This window comes from Halobacillus seohaensis, from assembly GCF_042663045.1.
GTDB lineage: Bacteria > Bacillota > Bacilli > Bacillales > Halobacillaceae > Halobacillus_A > Halobacillus_A seohaensis.
Genome location: NZ_JBHSZV010000014.1, coordinates 152240 through 170170 on the forward strand (window position 1 = coordinate 152240; position 17931 = coordinate 170170).

At 36.5% G+C, this 17931-nt stretch carries 14 protein-coding genes and 3 pseudogenes; 14 read left to right on the top strand and 3 right to left on the bottom strand.

Annotated features, from left to right (window positions below; genetic code table 11):
- Nucleotides 1-12 precede the first annotated feature (12 nt).
- Nucleotides 13-2397 (top strand): heavy metal translocating P-type ATPase, encoded by a 2385-nt coding sequence (locus tag ACFQIC_RS07040; protein ID WP_204707256.1) that lies wholly within the window; start codon nt 13-15, stop codon nt 2395-2397.
- Nucleotides 2398-2427: 30 nt separating this feature from the next.
- Entirely contained in the window at nt 2428-2634 is a 207-nt protein-coding gene (gene copZ, locus ACFQIC_RS07045; protein ID WP_204707253.1) for a copper chaperone CopZ, read from the top strand.
- 233 nt (nt 2635-2867) lie between these two features.
- Here copZ and ACFQIC_RS07050 read toward each other — a convergent pair.
- Together ACFQIC_RS07050 and arr are read right to left on the bottom strand one after the other, a co-directional pair.
- Nucleotides 2868-2991 (bottom strand): annotated as a pseudogene (locus ACFQIC_RS07050) (BCCT family transporter); the annotation flags it as partial.
- A gap of 421 nt (nt 2992-3412) precedes the next feature.
- Nucleotides 3413-3829, bottom strand: coding sequence for an NAD(+)--rifampin ADP-ribosyltransferase (gene arr, locus ACFQIC_RS07055; RefSeq protein ID WP_204707251.1), 417 nt, complete (start codon nt 3827-3829; stop codon nt 3413-3415).
- Between the two features lie 255 nt (nt 3830-4084).
- Here arr and ACFQIC_RS07060 point away from each other — a divergent pair.
- From ACFQIC_RS07060 to ACFQIC_RS07090, 7 genes and pseudogenes are all read left to right on the top strand, one after another.
- Nucleotides 4085-4481: pseudogene (locus tag ACFQIC_RS07060) on the top strand (MaoC/PaaZ C-terminal domain-containing protein).
- A gap of 995 nt (nt 4482-5476) precedes the next feature.
- A complete protein-coding gene (locus ACFQIC_RS07065) occupies nt 5477-5929 on the top strand; it encodes a MarR family winged helix-turn-helix transcriptional regulator (protein WP_204707249.1) in 453 nt (150 codons plus the stop codon).
- A 25-nt stretch (nt 5930-5954) separates the two neighbouring features.
- Nucleotides 5955-6473 carry a spermidine/spermine N(1)-acetyltransferase gene (gene paiA / locus ACFQIC_RS07070; RefSeq protein ID WP_204707603.1) on the top strand — a complete coding sequence of 173 codons (519 nt, stop codon included), beginning with the start codon at nt 5955-5957 and terminating at the stop codon, nt 6471-6473.
- A gap of 797 nt (nt 6474-7270) precedes the next feature.
- Nucleotides 7271-7564: a hypothetical protein gene (locus ACFQIC_RS07075; protein ID WP_204707247.1), complete on the top strand. Its 294-nt coding sequence runs from the start codon at nt 7271-7273 to the stop codon at nt 7562-7564.
- A gap of 182 nt (nt 7565-7746) precedes the next feature.
- Nucleotides 7747-7923: a small acid-soluble spore protein H gene (locus ACFQIC_RS07080; RefSeq protein WP_204707245.1), complete on the top strand. Its 177-nt coding sequence runs from the start codon at nt 7747-7749 to the stop codon at nt 7921-7923.
- Nucleotides 7924-8358: 435 nt separating this feature from the next.
- The gene (locus tag ACFQIC_RS07085) at nt 8359-8634 is read left to right on the top strand and encodes a hypothetical protein (protein WP_204707243.1); all 276 of its coding nucleotides are present in this window, start codon (nt 8359-8361) and stop codon (nt 8632-8634) included.
- 186 nt (nt 8635-8820) lie between these two features.
- Nucleotides 8821-9411 carry a YitT family protein gene (locus ACFQIC_RS07090; protein WP_204707241.1) on the top strand — a complete coding sequence of 197 codons (591 nt, stop codon included), beginning with the start codon at nt 8821-8823 and terminating at the stop codon, nt 9409-9411.
- Nucleotides 9412-9586: 175 nt separating this feature from the next.
- Here ACFQIC_RS07090 and ACFQIC_RS07095 read toward each other — a convergent pair.
- Nucleotides 9587-9897, bottom strand: a pseudogene (locus ACFQIC_RS07095) (SDR family oxidoreductase); the annotation flags it as partial.
- Between the two features lie 474 nt (nt 9898-10371).
- On the opposite strand from ACFQIC_RS07095, the gene ACFQIC_RS07100 reads away from it, so the two are divergent.
- From ACFQIC_RS07100 to yihA, 5 genes are all read left to right on the top strand, one after another.
- Nucleotides 10372-11352 carry a hypothetical protein gene (locus ACFQIC_RS07100; protein ID WP_204707239.1) on the top strand — a complete coding sequence of 327 codons (981 nt, stop codon included), beginning with the start codon at nt 10372-10374 and terminating at the stop codon, nt 11350-11352.
- 164 nt (nt 11353-11516) lie between these two features.
- On the top strand, nt 11517-12803 hold the full coding sequence (gene tig / locus ACFQIC_RS07105; RefSeq protein ID WP_204707237.1) for a trigger factor: 1287 nt from the start codon (nt 11517-11519) through the stop codon (nt 12801-12803).
- Between the two features lie 317 nt (nt 12804-13120).
- Entirely contained in the window at nt 13121-14398 is a 1278-nt protein-coding gene (clpX, locus tag ACFQIC_RS07110; RefSeq protein WP_204707235.1) for an ATP-dependent protease ATP-binding subunit ClpX, read from the top strand.
- A 360-nt stretch (nt 14399-14758) separates the two neighbouring features.
- Complete coding sequence (gene lon, locus ACFQIC_RS07115) at nt 14759-17023, top strand: endopeptidase La (protein ID WP_390217016.1); 2265 nt, start codon at nt 14759-14761, stop codon at nt 17021-17023.
- Nucleotides 17013-17603, top strand: a complete 591-nt coding sequence (yihA, locus tag ACFQIC_RS07120) for a ribosome biogenesis GTP-binding protein YihA/YsxC (RefSeq protein WP_204707231.1) — start codon at nt 17013-17015, stop codon at nt 17601-17603. Before lon ends, yihA begins: the two co-directional genes overlap by 11 nt.
- The last annotated feature ends 328 nt before the right edge of the window (nt 17604-17931 follow it).

Sequence of the window (17931 nt, forward strand, 5' to 3'; positions counted from 1 at the left end):
GGAGGGAACATTATGGGAGAAACAAATCATGCAACACTTGGTATAACAGGAATGACCTGTGCTGCTTGTTCCACTCGTGTTGAAAAAGTGTTAAATAAAATGGATGGAGTCGACGCTCAAGTCAATTTAACAACAGAAAAGGCAACCGTAGACTACGATTCAGAGAAGGCTTCCATTGAGGATATTACGAAAAAAATAGAAAATACTGGATACGGTGTTTTAATGGAAAAAAAGGAATTAGATGTTTTGGGAATGACTTGTGCTGCTTGCTCGACCCGGATTGAAAAAGTATTGAATAAGCAGGAGGGGGTTAAGTTTGCGTCTGTAAACTTAACCACTGAATCCGCATCTATAGAATATAATCCTGGATTGGTGAACACTAAAGCAATAATTGAGAAAATTAAAAATCTCGGTTATGATGCAAAGCCAAAAGCTAAAGCAGCAGAAAAGCACACGCATAAAGAAAAAGAAATTAAGAATATGAAGACAAAATTAACTATTTCTGCCGTGTTAGCTGCACCGCTTTTAGTAACTATGTTTGTTCATTTATTTAATATGACGATACCGGATATATTTATAAATCCCTGGTTCCAATTTACTTTAGCAACACCCGTTCAATTTATTATCGGTTGGCAATTTTATGTTGGTGCATATAAGAACCTCCGTAATGGTGGAGCGAACATGGATGTACTTGTAGCATTAGGTACAAGTGCCGCCTATTTCTATAGTTTATACGAAACATTTAAGTCCATTGGCAATCCAGAATATATGCCACATTTATACTTTGAAACGAGTGCAGTTTTAATCACCTTGATTTTATTTGGTAAGTACTTGGAAGCAAGAGCAAAAAGTCAAACAACGAATGCTTTGTCTTCCTTACTCAATTTACAGGCTAAAGAAGCACGCGTCATAAAAAATGGCGAGGAAATCATGATCCCAGTTGAAGAAGTTGCAGTTGGTGATCGCTTAGTTGTAAAACCAGGTGAAAAAATACCCGTCGATGGTATGGTGGTAAAAGGAAGAACATCTGTCGATGAATCGATGATTACTGGTGAATCCATTCCAATTGAAAAGGAAGTAGACGCAACTGTCATCGGATCAACGATTAATAAAAATGGCTCGATTGAAGTGGAAGCGACAAAAGTAGGAAAAGATACTGCCCTTGCCTCGATTGTAAAAGTAGTGGAGGATGCCCAAGGTTCAAAGGCACCAATCCAACGACTAGCAGATGTCATATCTGGCTACTTTGTACCAATTGTTGTAGTCATTGCAATTCTAACCTTTACTATATGGATCGTCTTTATCCAACCTGGTCAATTTGAACCTGCTTTAGTTGCAGCAATTGCTGTCCTGGTTATCGCATGTCCTTGTGCTTTAGGACTTGCAACACCAACTTCCATTATGGTTGGAACAGGAAAGGCTGCAGAGAATGGAATCTTATTTAAGGGTGGAGAGCATCTCGAGCGCACACATGAATTAAATGCAATTGTGTTAGATAAAACGGGCACTATCACAAAAGGAAAACCCGAAGTCACAAACTTCACTGGTGATGAGGAAACATTACAGTTACTTGCGAGTGCGGAGAAAGGTTCTGAGCATCCGCTTGCAGAAGCTATTGTTGGCTATGCAACCGAAAAAAATATTGATTTAGTCGAAGTAGACGATTTCGTTGCTATACCCGGAAATGGTATCGAAGTGAAAGTTTCTAGCAGTCATATTCTTGTTGGTAACCGTAAACTCTTGCAAAATCACCAAGTCGATATTGGTGGGGCAGAACAAGAATTGATCGATTACGAGATTGAAGGAAAAACAGCGATGTTAATTGCGATTGAGGGACAGTATCGTGGAATTGTTGCCGTTGCAGATACGATTAAAGAAACAGCACCACAAGCAATAAGAGAGTTAAAAGAAGAAGGTTTAGAAGTTATCATGTTAACAGGTGATAACGAGCGAACTGCACAAGCCATTGCAAAACAGGTGGGCATCGACCAAGTAATCGCTCAAGTTTTACCTGAAGAAAAAGCAGGTAAAGTTAAAGAAATTCAGGATAAAGGTAAAAAAGTTGCAATGGTGGGAGATGGTGTGAATGATGCTCCAGCATTAGCAATCGCCGATATTGGAATTGCCATTGGTACCGGAACCGAAGTAGCAATTGAAGCTGCTGATGTTACGATTCTTGGTGGTGAGTTATTGCTTATTCCAAAAGCAATCAAAATCAGCCATGCTACTATTAAAAATATTCGCCAAAACCTCTTCTGGGCTTTCGGTTACAATACAGCAGGAATACCGGTTGCGGCAGTGGGATTACTTGCACCATGGGTTGCTGGTGCAGCAATGGCATTAAGTTCGGTAAGTGTTGTTTCTAACTCACTTCGCTTAAAACGAGCGAAATTATAAAATGAACTATTTTAAGGAGGTGAAAAGGCCATGGAGAAAACTTTGAATGTAGAAGGCATGACATGCGGCCATTGCAAAATGTCAGTTGAAGGGGCATTGAACAAGATCGATGGCGTGTCAGCAGCTAAAGTGAATTTAGAAGATGGTAATGTGGATGTTACTTTTGATGAATCCAAAGTACATGTGGGTGCCATGAAAGAAGCTATTGAAGAACAAGGATATGATGTTGATTCCTAAATATAAGTAGAAAAAGCTGATTTTCTGTTATGAAAGTCAGCCTTTTCTATTTTAAATCTGTTATACAGCCCCTCTTAAAACGTTTTTACCTTTTATTTAAAAGGAGTTTGATTCTCCATTACCCGGAACTAAAAATCACGGTGCCGAACGGAAGCGAAGAAAACATTCAAAACATAGCTTCCTCCTCGCCAGTTCAGTTAAACCAGTGTTAATTCCTTAGAGTTCCTAGTGCAGGCTACCCCTCCAAATACAGCAAACCAAACGATACAGAAGCTTGTAGGTACAAAAAGCACTTCCATAACAAACCCTCTGATGGTTCGTCCCTTTGAAACTCTGGCCAACAAATGTTCCTGCAAATGAATATTGGTAAGAAATATATGGTAGATCAGTTTCGAGATAATAGTGAAGGGTTGGGGGTAAATTTAGGAATTTTAAAAAAGAAGACGCTATATACACGCCTTCTTATTGATTCTATATTATTCTTTTTCTACTTTGGGGTCCAGACAGCACAACGCGGAAATCGTACGCTAAGAGCTATGTTGTGTGAGATTTGTAACTTCACGATTAAATTGTGAGATATAAGTGGCAAATCCGGAACAAAAGGGTTAACCTCATTGCCTCTTTTATTTGTACAGATTTTGAAAAAATGGGCGGGTGTGGGTAACGCTCAAGGTTAACTTTTGCCTATTTTGGTGAGTTCCTGCGCCGAAACGAAAACCAATTGTAAAAGCAAATTGATTTTTGGTTCTTTTAAGTCATGATTTTTAGATGTTAAAGATTAATCGTATATTACAGCTTTTCCTTGTTCACGTAACTTTTTTAAAAATGTAAGCATATGATTTATTTCTTCATGGGAATGTCTTTCCCATGAACTTAATTCAGCTATTATTTTCAAAGGCGATTTAGACCTATAAGAACGTGATGGGTTTCCAGGGAATTTTTTGTCAGTTAAGTTCGGATCATTTTCAAATTCACCTAATGGTTCTACAATGTAAATTCTTTCTTTTGATTTAGAAGTTGCTAATTCAGCACCCCATTTAGCAGCATCTAATGTTGCAGTGAAATATATATAGTTAGATTTTTTGTCTTGATAATTTGATAAATGTTGTGGTTCTAATAGATCTCCAATTTTTAGTTCTGCTTTAGTACCATGAAAGAAAGGACCATTATCTAAGGCATCTTTTTTGTTATTCAAACTGATCACCTCTTATATTTTTAGATTTGTATATACTAGTATAGGACAGTAACTATAGAAAGAGTAGTCTATAAATAATTAAAAATAAGGAGTACTCTCCTCTAAATTAGATGGAGCCGGATGCTGGGAAATTAATACGTTTGGTGTGGAGCAGGGAAAAAGACGGAGATAACTTTTTAACCTACCTAATGATTATGGGAAAAATTATTCACAAAAATTATGAATTGACTATTATTTCAACTTGATGAATTTACAATTGCACTGGTGTTTGAAACTAAGTCTTTCAAAATAACAAAAGAGGATATTATGAGCGGGAGAATTTGACCCTCAAAATATGCATTTGGATGAGGAGAAAGCAAAGCAGGGGAGATTTAATGGAATCATTGTTTCTGGAATACAACGATAGGCATTTCATTTAAACTTTGGGTTGAATTAGATATCTATGGTGATGATGTCACCGCCGGAACAGGAATGAATAATATTAAATTTATAAAACCAGAATATCCTGGTGATGAGTTACATACCATTGCTGAAGTTCTTGATAAGAAAGAGATAAACAAGAAGCTGGAACCATTACTGGATTATTATCTACTTACAATGATAAAGAAGAAAAGTATTTAAAGGTGATTTGTCAGCATTGATTATACGATGAAGAGTTAGGTGAAATATTCTACTAATAACTCCAATTTCGAGTATGGGTTAAAGTATTTTGGGTTGATTCTTATTGCAAAACGGTGGCGAATAATCAAGTGCGTATTTGAATCATGGGTGCGAATCAGAAGGGGATCTTAATCCATTTCAATAGCACGAAGTAAGCGAACAGGAATAGGAAGTTTATTGGCTGAATCCAATGGTCAAAAGGTTTCATGAAATCACCTTTTTAAAGGGTGACATAACACATCCGATATTATAAAGTGAATAAAAAACTTGCAGGCTGTCGAGACTTTCTCGACAGCCTGAGGAACTTCCCATCCATTTTTAACATTGGTTCTTGATCAATTCTTTATGGCTGGCGTTTTCTTGGTTGTTTCTCTTCTTTCCTTGCATGTTGCTGTGCGTTTTTATTTGAGAGCTTTTTGTTTCCTTGAGCCATGATTTTCACTCCCTTCCCTTTTATTATTGCAAAAAACAGTCGTTTTATTGATTGAAATTAAAGAATCCCTAAAACCTAATAATTTGAGACTGAATAAAACACCTTCCAAAATGAGGCTACTGTTGGGTTTTAGGTGGGAACTAAAATGAACTTACATTTCCCATTTAAAAACAAGAAAGCGACTGGAAAGTTATTGTTGGACAAGATTTTTAAGTTGAACATATAAATAGTTCTTACTAAACAAAAGGGCGATTAAATATGAATAAATAACAAAGAGACCAGAGAGATAAATTCGGTTCGTTTCTAGACTGTAAACCCTATATTATAGCTAGACCTACCAAAAGTGTATCAAAAGGTGAAATCTAAAGGTCTGATTGTATAGTGAAAGTAATACCTAAGGTTAATAGTAAAATTCCTAATACATAAGATAATTTTCACTCTTCTCGATCTCTCTATCGATATTTTTTGTTGCAAATACAATAAAATTAGATTAAATTAAATATATACTATTTATTGTTGCATTTGCAACGATAATATAAACTAAGGAGCTCATTATGAAGGAAATACTTCGTGAAATTGGAATGATAGCAAGGGCTTTAGATTCAATAAGTAATATAGAATTCAAAGAATATGACCTCACGAGAGGGCAGTATTTGTACCTTGTGCGAATTTGTGAAAACCCAGGAATCATTCAAGAAAAGGTAGCTGAGATGATAAAAGTAGATCGAACAACAGCAGCTCGGTCTATAAAAAAACTTGAAATGAATGGCTTTATTGAGAAGAAAGTAGATGAACATAACAAAAAAATTAAAAAACTTTTTCCAACAGAGAAAGGGAATAATGTTTATCCTTTCATAAAAAGAGAGAATGATTATTCCAATATCGTTGCATTAGAAGGATTTTCCGAAAGAGAAGTGGAAACTACTTTTAATCTTCTTCAAAGAGTCAGAAAAAATATAGAAAAAGACTGGGAATTTGTTAAAAAAGGAAAAAAGAGGAGTTATTGATTATAGAGAGGAACGACATATAAAAATGACTATAAATATAAAGATGTGTACTTTGGAAGATTTACACAAGCTTCAAGAAATTAGTTATGAAACATTCAAGGAAACATTTGAGGCTGAGAATTCATCAGAAAATATGAATGCCTATCTGGAAGAATCATTTAATTTAAATCAAGTTGAAAAAGAATTATCCAACATTTCATCGCAGTTCTATTTTGTTTATTTTAATCATGAAGTCGCTGGATATTTAAAGGTTAATACCGATGGTGCTCAGTCTGAAGAAATGGGTGATGACTCTCTTGAAATCGAGAGGATTTATGTAATAAACAAATTTCAAAAGAATGGACTTGGTAAATATCTGCTAAATAAAGCTATGGATATTGCTATGGAACTGAATAAAAAGAAGATTTGGCTAGGCGTATGGGAAAAAAATGAAAATGCTATTGCTTTTTATAAGAAATTGGGATTTGTTCAAACTGGAAATCACTCTTTTTTAATGGGTGATGAAGAACAAATGGATTTAATAATGACCAAAAGTCTCCAATAACTTTTTTTGGAAGGTGGATGATTATGTATATCCCGAAGCATTTTACCAGATGATATTTGAAGGGGCTACAAAGCTTTTGGAACCAGCGAAAATCTAGAAAGTTAGATCCTTATCGTGACTGGATTATTGCTTGGTTGAAGGAGTACCACATCTTGGTGGAGTACAAATTAGAGTAGCGTCTGATTTTAAATTTTAATGGGGAAACTCGACAATTGCAGAAAAAAGGAATGGGGCAGGATTTTATTATTAGTGCCCCATTTTTATTGGATGAGAACATATTTAATCCTTAAGAAGGTTGAATCCATAGGGTTTAATCTAATGAATATAGTATCTACCATACCTACTCCAACAGCCTTCTAAGCTGTGGGTCGCAGGTTTGAATCCTGTCTGGGACTCTAACTAATAAAGAATCAACTTATCGTACAGAAGCGTGGGAAGTCTCACTAATCGCTAGCTGAGTCCTCCATAATTAGAAGGTTTTTACAGAATAGAACTACTATATGGTAACGACCCCCATGATCTCGGAATCGTTCGTAAAACCTGAACTTTAAAGATGATATTATCACTCGTTTTAACACAAGAATTCAATTGATGACAATAAGTTGTGTCATCTTACTAAAAGGAAGTGAATTCCAAATCCCTTTATATCAATAAAAATTAGCAGTCAATTTTTCCTGTTCATTGGACTGCTATTTGGTGCTATCTTATATTTTGTACTCGAGAACCGAACCCGTTAGTTAAACGTTAAAGTGTCTATATTTTTCGCGGAACAGGGTAAGATAGGAAGGGTGATCAATATGAAAGCAAACGAACAGGACCACAATAAATACAGTGCTGCCATAGACAATATTCAAGAAGGCAATAATGTTATGATTGAGCTTTTTAATGATCTTGAGGATGAAATACCACTGATTCGTTTTGGAGAAGATGTCCGTGAAAACATTGAAAAAGCAAAGATAAAATTCGGAGATCACGTAGTAGATGGAAAGATTAATACGGTAGTGAGTGAAATGTTGTCGTGGCTTGACCTTGACGATGTCGAATTAGATGAAGAAGACGAGACAGAAACTGTGGAAGACAACAATGAGTGAACTGAAGGGGTGGAGTATGCTAAATAATACTTCTTCCATTGTGATATGGGAATCAATTTTAAAATTGATTGCAGATTATAAAGGTGAAAATGAACTTGGAAGCTTTTTATAGTAGAACGAGTATATCTAAGTCATTTGAATCAAATATTATAATTGTTGTAATTCCAAAGGAGGTGGCTAAAATGAACGCACAAAGAGCACAGGAGATTGCTTCTTCGCAAATGATGGCCAACGTATCTTATAATGGAGAGGGTATCTATATTGAACATGTAGATCAACAAAATGGAACAGCAACAATCCATTCACTTAATGAACCAAATAAAAAACAAAGTGTTTCTGTAACCGGCTTACAAGAATAGTATTAAATCAGACTAGAAAGTGTTGATTTAATACAGGGCTGTGGACGAGATTCTATTTACTATTAAGTTACTAACTATAAAAGTGCTGAACCTCTTGATTTACCTAGAAGTTCAGCACTTTTTAATCAATGGTTAAACGGGGTCCCGTCGAAAAATCAGAAGTTAAGTGGGCAGGGAAATGTTTCTTTCCGCGACGGGAACGGGCGAGTCTCCTTGAGCCCCTTTCTTTGTTTCTAACGACGGAATCATGATTCTATTCATAATATTTATTACAGATACTGGTTTGATTATTATCGGCCTCTCCACTCGGATATTAATCAACAACAACATTAAACACAGCCCTATGAATATGATGGTATTCTTACATAAAACAACGATTCTTAAGGAATAATATACAGATATTCACCGATCAAAATTTAAATGGAGGGGTACCTAATGGCACAACAGAACCTACATCAGCAGTTACAACAGGCAAGTCATCAAATACAAGAGGCTCAACAGACTGTTCTCCAGGCACAAGGTTCAGATACCCAATTACTACAACAAGCATTACAGAAGTTACAACAGGTAGAGAGTGAATTGCAAAGTCTACAGAATCAAGAAGGCACTGATGCAACTGAGAACACGCAATTTCAACAAGCATTTGAACAGCTCCATGATACACGTCAACAAGTGCAAGAAGCTCAGGAAAATAGTGGCGATCTTTTATAACATATGTGGGGAGACTTCAATAGAGGGTCTCCCTTTTCTTTTATTCCCTATTTTGCCGATTAATGTTTAATCAATCCTTGGGCTAGTCAAATGTCGCAACGAAAGGCAGGATACAACACTACACTTCTTTTTAAGTAAGCAAAAACATATACTAATCTAAGTTTGTCCCATATAAGGGGGAGAGGGATGAATACCCTTTACAAAAAAGCGTTAGCTATATTTTTAGGGAGCTTGCTCCTTTCTGTAGGTATCAATTTGTTTTTGCTCCCTGACAGAGTATTGGATGGAGGCGTTATTGGGCTTGGTCTGATAGCCAATTATTTATGGGATGTGAAAGTAGGATTGACGATAATATGTATTAGTGCTCCCATATTTACGCTCGCCTGGTTTAAATTCCGTAGCTATTTTTACAACAGTCTACATGGTTTGCTTGTATCATCTTTATTTATTGATCTATTTAGAGATATAAATTCTTTTCATTTGCAACTAGATCCAGTAATCAGTTCGATAATAGGTGGGGGGTTAGTAGGGAGTGGAATAGGCTATATGCTGCGCCACCAAACGAGTACAGGAGGGACGGATTTACTGGCGCAAATGATCTCGACCTTATTTAAAATTAATGTAGGTATTGTGATTTTATTCATTGATATGATTGTGATTTTTGTTGGAGGTTATCTTTTTACAGCACAAACACATTTACTATCACTTTTAACGATTATTAGTGTTGCCTTAGCGACTATGTTGTTTACTTCCTCTAGAATTCTTACATATTCTTAAATAAAGGTAACAAAGGTATAAAAAGGGAAGTTCACCCCTTGAATGTTCGGGAGAGGCTCTCTTTATTTAATTAATCTACGAAGAAGTTGTTTCTCCTCCATTGACATGAAGGGTTACAAGGACCCAATGTGTATCCGACGTTTGCTCCCTTAGTAGAAAGTGTAGCTTATGTAATAGGGAGGGAAACTCGCGGATTATAGAAATGGGAGTAGATATTGACTTTGAATATGCTATCGAACTGTTCATCAGAAATATTAGGTAAGCTTAGTTGTTGAAATTGGATTCTCCTACGTGATTACATAGGACATCAAGCTTCTCGAAATATTGAATCGTTTCTTCTATGGTATGAATATATTGTTGTTTATCCCTTAAATCATCTGACATATAAGCAAATTTGGCCAATTTCCTCAATATCCCTTTTATTCGCTCTGCGTACTCGTGCTCATCTAAATAAGAAATAGCCACGTCTGCACCCTCTTTTGCAAAAAAAAGTAGAAGTACTGTAAGAGGAGATCTCTGTAAATATAATTTGCCTAAAACAGGGCCTAGACCACCTTTTACAATAACCCTAGATATGAACGATATTATCCAACAATATGAAATCAGGATCTATACTAATAAAAAGGTGTGTCAAGCTTTTCATTAGAAGTACGTGTGAATCTATAGACGCTATGCTATAATAAATAGTGTGTCATCTACATATTACCTACATATTTATCCAATTGTCTTTCTGCATGAAGTAATTACCTTCTTTAATAAACCCACACAAAAAGAGGCGCCTTGATGGACGCCTCTTCTATATATTTATTAAGGGGAGATGTTTATACGATTCGAATAGTCAGCGTTATTTAAGGGTGTCTATCAAATTTTTCTATTCATTTACCGAAATTCCTGTTTTAAAAGGGGGGAATATGGTTAGACTAGATGAATGATATGAACAATTAATAGGAAGGGTGTCTTATGGAAAAACATAACGGGGATATCGTTTTGTTCCCAAAATGGAAATCGGCATTAGAGCATACTGGTTTTCAAGCGGTGAAAGAGAAAAGATATCAGGATGCTGTAGAGAGTTTTGTTCCACTAATTCAACATCGTGTAGCGACCAATGAAGTTGTTACGGCTTTACTAATGAGTTGGATTGAGGTAGGGCAGTACAGACAAGCTGAGGAATTATGTCAGGAACAAATGAAAGTAGAAGAAGATCATTATTATCAATATTTACATATTTATATTACGATTCTTTTTCAAGATAATCGCTATCAGGAATTGATTGATTTATTAGATGAAGTGTTTGAAACAGAGGATATTCCTCACCAAAGTCGTACTCAGTTATGGCAAATGTATGAAGTAACCAGGAAACTTTTGCAAGATGTACATAAGGAAGAAAGTGATAAGCTAACGGCTGATCTTATACAAGCAGTAGAACATAATGATTTACATAGACAATGGATGACGATAAATCAATTAAAAAAGCAGCCGCTTCCTCGGGACGTTACTTCATTTGAAAAATGGCTTTTAGATGAAAGAATACACCCTATGATTAAGACTGCAATTGTTCAATGGTTTAGAGATGAAGGTTATTCAGAAATAGTGAAAGTCCGTAAATTTGGGAATGAATTAGAAATTGTACCGTCTCAATTAAACTCATTTCAATCTGATTATATTATTCAACAAATCCAAATGCGACTTGGTTCGATCGAACAAAATAACCCTACAATGTTTGAATTGATCCAGGATTTATTACAACACTATTGTTTTGTCCGCTACCCACTTCATCCAACTGAGTTGGAAATAGATGCTGTTGTTGAAGCGTTGAAGCAGTTGGGGCATGAATATTTACAAATACCATCAAGAGTTGTAAACCATGATGATAAAGTTGCAAAGTATAAAGAAGAAATTGAACTTTGTGAACAGCACTATATTGTACTTGTTGGTGGTTAATAAATGTAGTGTTTCTATTCGACTTATTACAATTGTTGAAAGCAAAATTTAATATGTTATAATGTAGTGGTTGCAAATGAGATTCGTGTGTAGATAGAATCATAGAATCAGATAATGATCGTCATCAGACGAAAAGGAAATTATAGATGTTGGAGGGAATTTTTATGTCAGCAAATTGGGAAAAATTAGAAGGTAATCAAGGGAAACTTACCGTTGAGGTGCCTGCTGAAGACTTTAACAAAGCCTTAGATGAGGCTTTTAAAAAAGTATCTAAAGAAGTTCAAGTGCCTGGATTCCGTAAAGGAAAAGTACCTCGTAAACTTTTTGAACAACGTTTCGGTGTAGAGTCACTTTACCAGGATGCAATTGATATTGTTCTTCCAAAAGCGTATTCTGATGCAGTTGAAGAATCTGGCATTGAGCCAGTAGATCGTCCTGAAGTAGATGTACAGCAAATCGAAAAAGGTGAACCTCTTGTATTTACCGCTGAAGTAACAGTGAAACCTGAAGTGAAACTAGGCGAATACAAAGGCCTAACTTATGAAGAACAAGGCACAGAAGTTACTGATGAAGATGTAGAGAACGAATTAAAAGAGCAACAAGAGAAACAAGCTGAACTAGTAGTTAAAGAAGAAGGTGCTATTGAGGACGGCGATACTGTTGTAATGGACTTTGAAGGTTTCGTAGATGGTGAAGCATTCGAAGGTGGCCAAGCGGATAACTATTCTCTTGAAATCGGATCAGGTTCATTCATTCCTGGTTTCGAAGAGCAACTAGTTGGTAAGAAAACAGGCGAAGAAGCAGATGTTGAAGTAACCTTCCCTGAAGAATACCATGCTGAAGACCTTGCTGGTAAAAAAGCAACCTTCCAGGTGAAAATTCATGAAATTAAAGCAAAAGAGCTTCCAGAACTGGATGATGAGTTTGCTAAAGATGTAGATGAAGAAGTTGAATCTATTGATGAACTTAAGAAGAAAACTCGTGATCGTTTAGAAGAACAGAAGAAAACAGATGCTGAGAATTCTAAGCGTGATACACTTGTTCAAAAAGCTTCTGAAAATGCTGAAGTTGAAATTCCACAATCTATGGTTGATACAGAACTTGACCGCATGGTAAGTGAATTTGAACAACGCCTTCAAATGCAAGGTATGACGAAAGATATGTACTTCCAGTTTACTGGTCAAGATGAAAATGCTTTACGCGAGCAAATGCAAGAAGACGCAGGCAAGCGCGTGAAAACAAATCTTACACTTGAAGCAATTGCTGAAGCAGAAAGTGTTGAAGCTAACGAAGAAGATGTTAATGCAGAACTTGAAAATATGGCATCTATGTATCAAACAGATGTTGCCCAGCTAACACAAATGCTTGGTGGTAACACAGATATGGTTAAAGACGATCTTAAAGTTCGTAAAGCCATTGATGTATTAGCAGAAAACAGCGAAGCTGAATAATAAATATTGAAGACAAGGGACAGTTGTTGCCCCTTGTCTTCTCCTATATTTTTCATTCTTTAGAAGGTAATCAGTAATAATTAGATGAATGAAATTCCTTTGGTTTTACATATACTATTGGTGTACCTTTTGTTTGACTTCTTAGTGATATGTATACATAATGAGGTTGATGTAATAGTGTTTGCACACCTCTATATAGGTATTGCTTTTTTGTTTTTAGTAAATCTGGTATGATGGGCAAAAGAAAGCGATGAACGATTGCCACGGTTGAGTACGTAATCGCAACTATTGCGTCATTTTATAAAGGGGTGAATTCAATGTTTAAATTTAATGAAGAAAAGGGACAGCTTAAATGTTCTTTTTGTGGGAAAAGTCAAGAACAAGTTCGTAAATTAGTAGCTGGACCTGGTGTTTATATATGTGATGAGTGTATTGAATTATGCACCGAAATCGTTGAAGAAGAGCTGGGTAATGAAGAAGAAGTAGAATTTAAAGAAGTACCAAAGCCACAAGAAATCCGTCATATATTGAATGACTATGTAATAGGTCAAGATCAAGCGAAAAAGAACTTATCGGTAGCAGTTTACAATCATTATAAGCGTATTAACGCTGGGGTTAAAAATGATGATGTTGAACTTGCAAAAAGTAATATCTTAATGCTTGGGCCGACAGGTAGCGGTAAAACTCTTCTAGCTCAAACTTTAGCTCGTATATTAAACGTTCCTTTTGCTATAGCTGATGCTACGTCTTTAACAGAAGCTGGTTATGTTGGTGAAGATGTAGAGAATATCCTTCTTAAACTTATTCAAGCAGCCGATTACGATGTAGAAAAAGCGGAAAAAGGAATTATTTATATCGATGAGATTGATAAAGTGGCTCGTAAGTCAGAAAATCCTTCGATTACACGTGACGTTTCTGGTGAAGGTGTGCAACAAGCGCTACTTAAGATTCTTGAAGGTACTCAAGCAAGTGTACCTCCTCAAGGCGGCAGAAAACATCCTCATCAAGAATTTATCCAAATTGATACAACAAACGTATTGTTTATCGTTGGAGGTGCGTTTGATGGGATCGACCAAATAATTAAGCGCCGTTTAGGTAAAAAAGTTATCGGCTTTGGTTCTGGTCAAGTTGATTTAGACGCTGAGAAGAGTGAGCTTCTTACTAAAGTTCTTCCAGAAGACCTGCTTAGCTATGGATTAATTCCTGAATTCATTGGTCGTTTGCCGGTAATTGGCAGTCTTGAGCAGTTGGATGAAGAAGCATTAGTAGAAATCCTTACAGCACCTAAGAACGCTCTTGTAAAACAGTACCAAAAACTATTCCAAATTGATCATGTTGAATTGGACTTTGAAGAAGATGCGTTACGTGAAATTGCTCGTTTAGCTATAGAACGTAAGACCGGTGCACGTGGACTTCGTTCTATTATTGAAGGTACAATGCTTGACGTAATGTACGAATTACCATCTCGTGATGATATTGAAAAATGTGTAATCACGAAGGAAACAGTAGTTGAAGAAAACAGTTATCCGAAACTAATTCTTACAGATGGTACTGTTGAAGATGAGGGTAAGGAAACGCCTAAAGAGAGTGCTTAAGGAAAAGGAAATGTGCCTTATACCTTAGGGAAAGCTACCCTAGTGGGGAAGTAGATTGATTTTTCAATCCTTATGATTTTCTATGATGAAAGCCGCGCTATTGCTTGTAGCGCGGCTTCTGCTGTACATAAACTTTATTTAAAAGGCATGAATCTACGGTTGAGTGTTTATAATAGAAATATCCTATGATTGATACGGCAAAAGACATAGTCTTTAGACCTATTCCTTATGTTTTACTTTCGACTTAGATTTCTATATGATTAACATACGATTCGCATTTTGGAGGTGCAAATATTGTCAGAAAATTATATTACACAAATCCCCCTCCTTCCGCTTAGAGGACTCTTGGTGTATCCTTCGATGGTACTCCACCTTGATGTAGGTAGAGATAAATCTGTAAATGCTTTAGAACAAGCAATGATAGACGATAATCAAGTTTTTCTTGTTTCACAAAAAGAGGTAAACATTGATGACCCATCTGCAGAGGATATGTATGATGTTGGTACGGTAGCTCGAGTTAAGCAAATGGTTAAGCTTCCAAATGGAACTAACCGTGTACTCGTTGAAGGGCTTTATCGAGCAACAGTGGACCATATACGTGATAGTGAAAAGTATTATGAAGCAGATGTAACAAAATTAGAAGATATTCACGACGATAAGAATGAAGAAGAAGCGTTAATGCGTACGTTGCTTAGTCAATTTGAGCAGTATGTAAAAGTATCTAAGAAAGTAAGTAAAGAAACGTACAATACAGTGTCAGATATAGATGAACCAAGTTACTTAGCAGATAATGTGGCTTCACATTTACCAGTTAAAATTAAAGAAAAGCAATCTGTTCTAGAAACATCAAATGTAAAAGAACGCTTGAAACATTTAATTGAGCTTATCGGAAATGAGAGAGACGTTTTACAGATAGAACAAAAAATTGGTCAACGAGTAAAAAAATCAATGGAAAAAACGCAAAAAGAATATTACTTGCGTGAGCAAATGAAAGCTATTCAGGGTGAACTTGGAGACAAGGATGGGAAATCCGGCGATGTAATGGAGCTCCGAGAGAAGATTCAAGAATCTAACATGCCTGAACGCGTTGAAAAAATTGCAGAAAAGGAATTGGGGCGGTACGAAAAAATCCCTCAAAGTTCCGCTGAGAGTTCTGTCATTCGCAATTACATTGAATGGTTAGTCTCTCTGCCATGGTCCAATAAAACAGAGGACAACCTTGATGTAAATCATGCAGAGGTTATTTTGGATGAGGATCATTACGGGTTAGAAAAAGTAAAAGAGCGTGTTCTCGAATATTTAGCTGTTCAACAACTTACTCAATCAATAAAAGGTCCAATATTATGTTTAGTAGGACCTCCTGGAGTAGGGAAAACGTCATTAGCAAAATCTATTGCTCGCGCGATAAATCGTAAGTTCGTCCGAGTTTCCCTTGGAGGTGTTCGTGACGAAGCAGAGATTCGTGGTCATAGAAGAACGTATATTGGTGCTATGCCTGGTCGAATTATTCAAGGTATGAAGCGGGCAGAAACAGTGAATCCAGTATTCCTACTTGATGAAATTGACAAAATGGCTAGTGATTTCCGTGGCGATCCTTCTTCAGCAATGCTTGAGGTACTAGATCCAGAGCAAAATAGTACATTTAGCGATCACTTCATTGAAGAACACTATGATCTTTCTAATGTAATGTTCGTTTCGACGGCTAATACAGTTGCTTCCATTCCTGCACCATTACTTGATCGTATGGAAGTAATATCGATTGCAGGATATACAGAAGTTGAGAAACTTCATATTGCTAAAGAACACTTATTATCAAAGCAAATTAAAGAGAATGGCTTAACTAAAAGTAAAGTACAGTTTAAAGACGAAGCTATTATTAAATTAATACGAATGTATACTCGAGAAGCTGGAGTGCGTAACTTAGAACGCCAGTTAGCCAATGTTTGTAGAAAGGCTGCCAAAATTATTGTCTCTGGCGATAAGAAGCGAGTAGTCGTAACAGAAAATCAATTAGAGGAGCTTATAGGGCGTCCTAAGTTTCGTTATGGTCAAGCTGAGCTTGAAGATCAAGTTGGAGCAGCTACTGGACTTGCATATACAGCAGCGGGCGGAGATACGCTTTCTATCGAGGTGTCAATCTATCCGGGCAAAGGTAATTTAACGCTTACGGGTAAATTGGGTGATGTCATGAAAGAATCCGCGCAGGCAGCATTTAGTTATATTCGTTCTCGTGCTAATGATTTGAAAATTGATCGAGACTTTGTAGAAAAAAATGATATCCACATTCATGTTCCTGAAGGAGCTACACCTAAGGATGGTCCATCAGCTGGTATTACGATGGCCACGGCTTTAGTTTCTGCTTTAACAGGAAGAGCTGTGAAAAAAGAAGTGGGTATGACTGGGGAAATTACTTTACGGGGCAGAGTCTTACCTATTGGCGGACTGAAAGAGAAGTCATTAAGTGCTCACCGTGCTGGGTTAACGACCATTATCATCCCAGCTGAAAACGAAAAAGATCTAGATGATATTCCGGAAAGTGTAAGGAATGGATTGACCTTTGTTCCTGTAAAACATTTGGATGAAGTGTTAGATCAAGCATTAGTGGAGGATCAAAATGAAAGTTAACGAAGCAGATATTGTTATTAGTGCGGCAAGTAAAACGCAATATCCAAAAGAATATATTCCAGAGATTGCATTAGCAGGTCGTTCAAATGTAGGTAAATCCTCTTTTATTAATAAAATGATCCAGAGGAAAAACTTAGCACGCACCTCATCTAATCCAGGCAAAACTCAAACGTTAAACTTTTATATAATCAATGAAAAATTTCACTTTGTGGACGTTCCTGGATATGGCTATGCGAAAGTCTCTAAAAAAGAACGAGCAAAATGGGGACGTATGATGGAGGAATATTTTTCTGAACGAGAGCAACTTAAAGCAACAGCACTTGTTATAGATGTTCGGCACAAACCAACCGAAGATGATTGCATGATGTATAACTACCTGAAATATTTTGAGTTGCCAGTTATGGTAATTGCTACAAAACTCGACAAAATTAAAAAGGGGCAGCGTAATAAGCAATTAGAACTTATTGCCTCTACTCTTGAACTGGATGATAAAGATCAATTAATACCTTTTTCTTCTGAAACAGGGGAAGGGAAAGAACTTGCTTGGAAAAAAATGTTGGAATATTTAGAGGTTTCATAAGGCCACTCTAATTTTTTTAAGTAGTTCCGATACCGTGGAGAAAAACTTAAAACACAGTATGTTTAGCACCATAAATAGCAAGAAAAAACGCTTGGATTTTAATATCCAAGCGTTCTGTTTTATAATGTCTTGTTAAACTAAAGTACTGAAAAATGGGGTCTTGGAAATGGCTCGCTTTCCGCGGGGAAGACGGCAAGCCTCCTTGAGCTAAAGCTCGCGGGGTCTCGCCAGTCTATTCTTTCCCGCAGGAGGCTCCTCACCATTTCCAAGACCCCATTCCCATGATTGGGAAACCACCATTCCAGATCATAAAGGGAGACTACTGGAA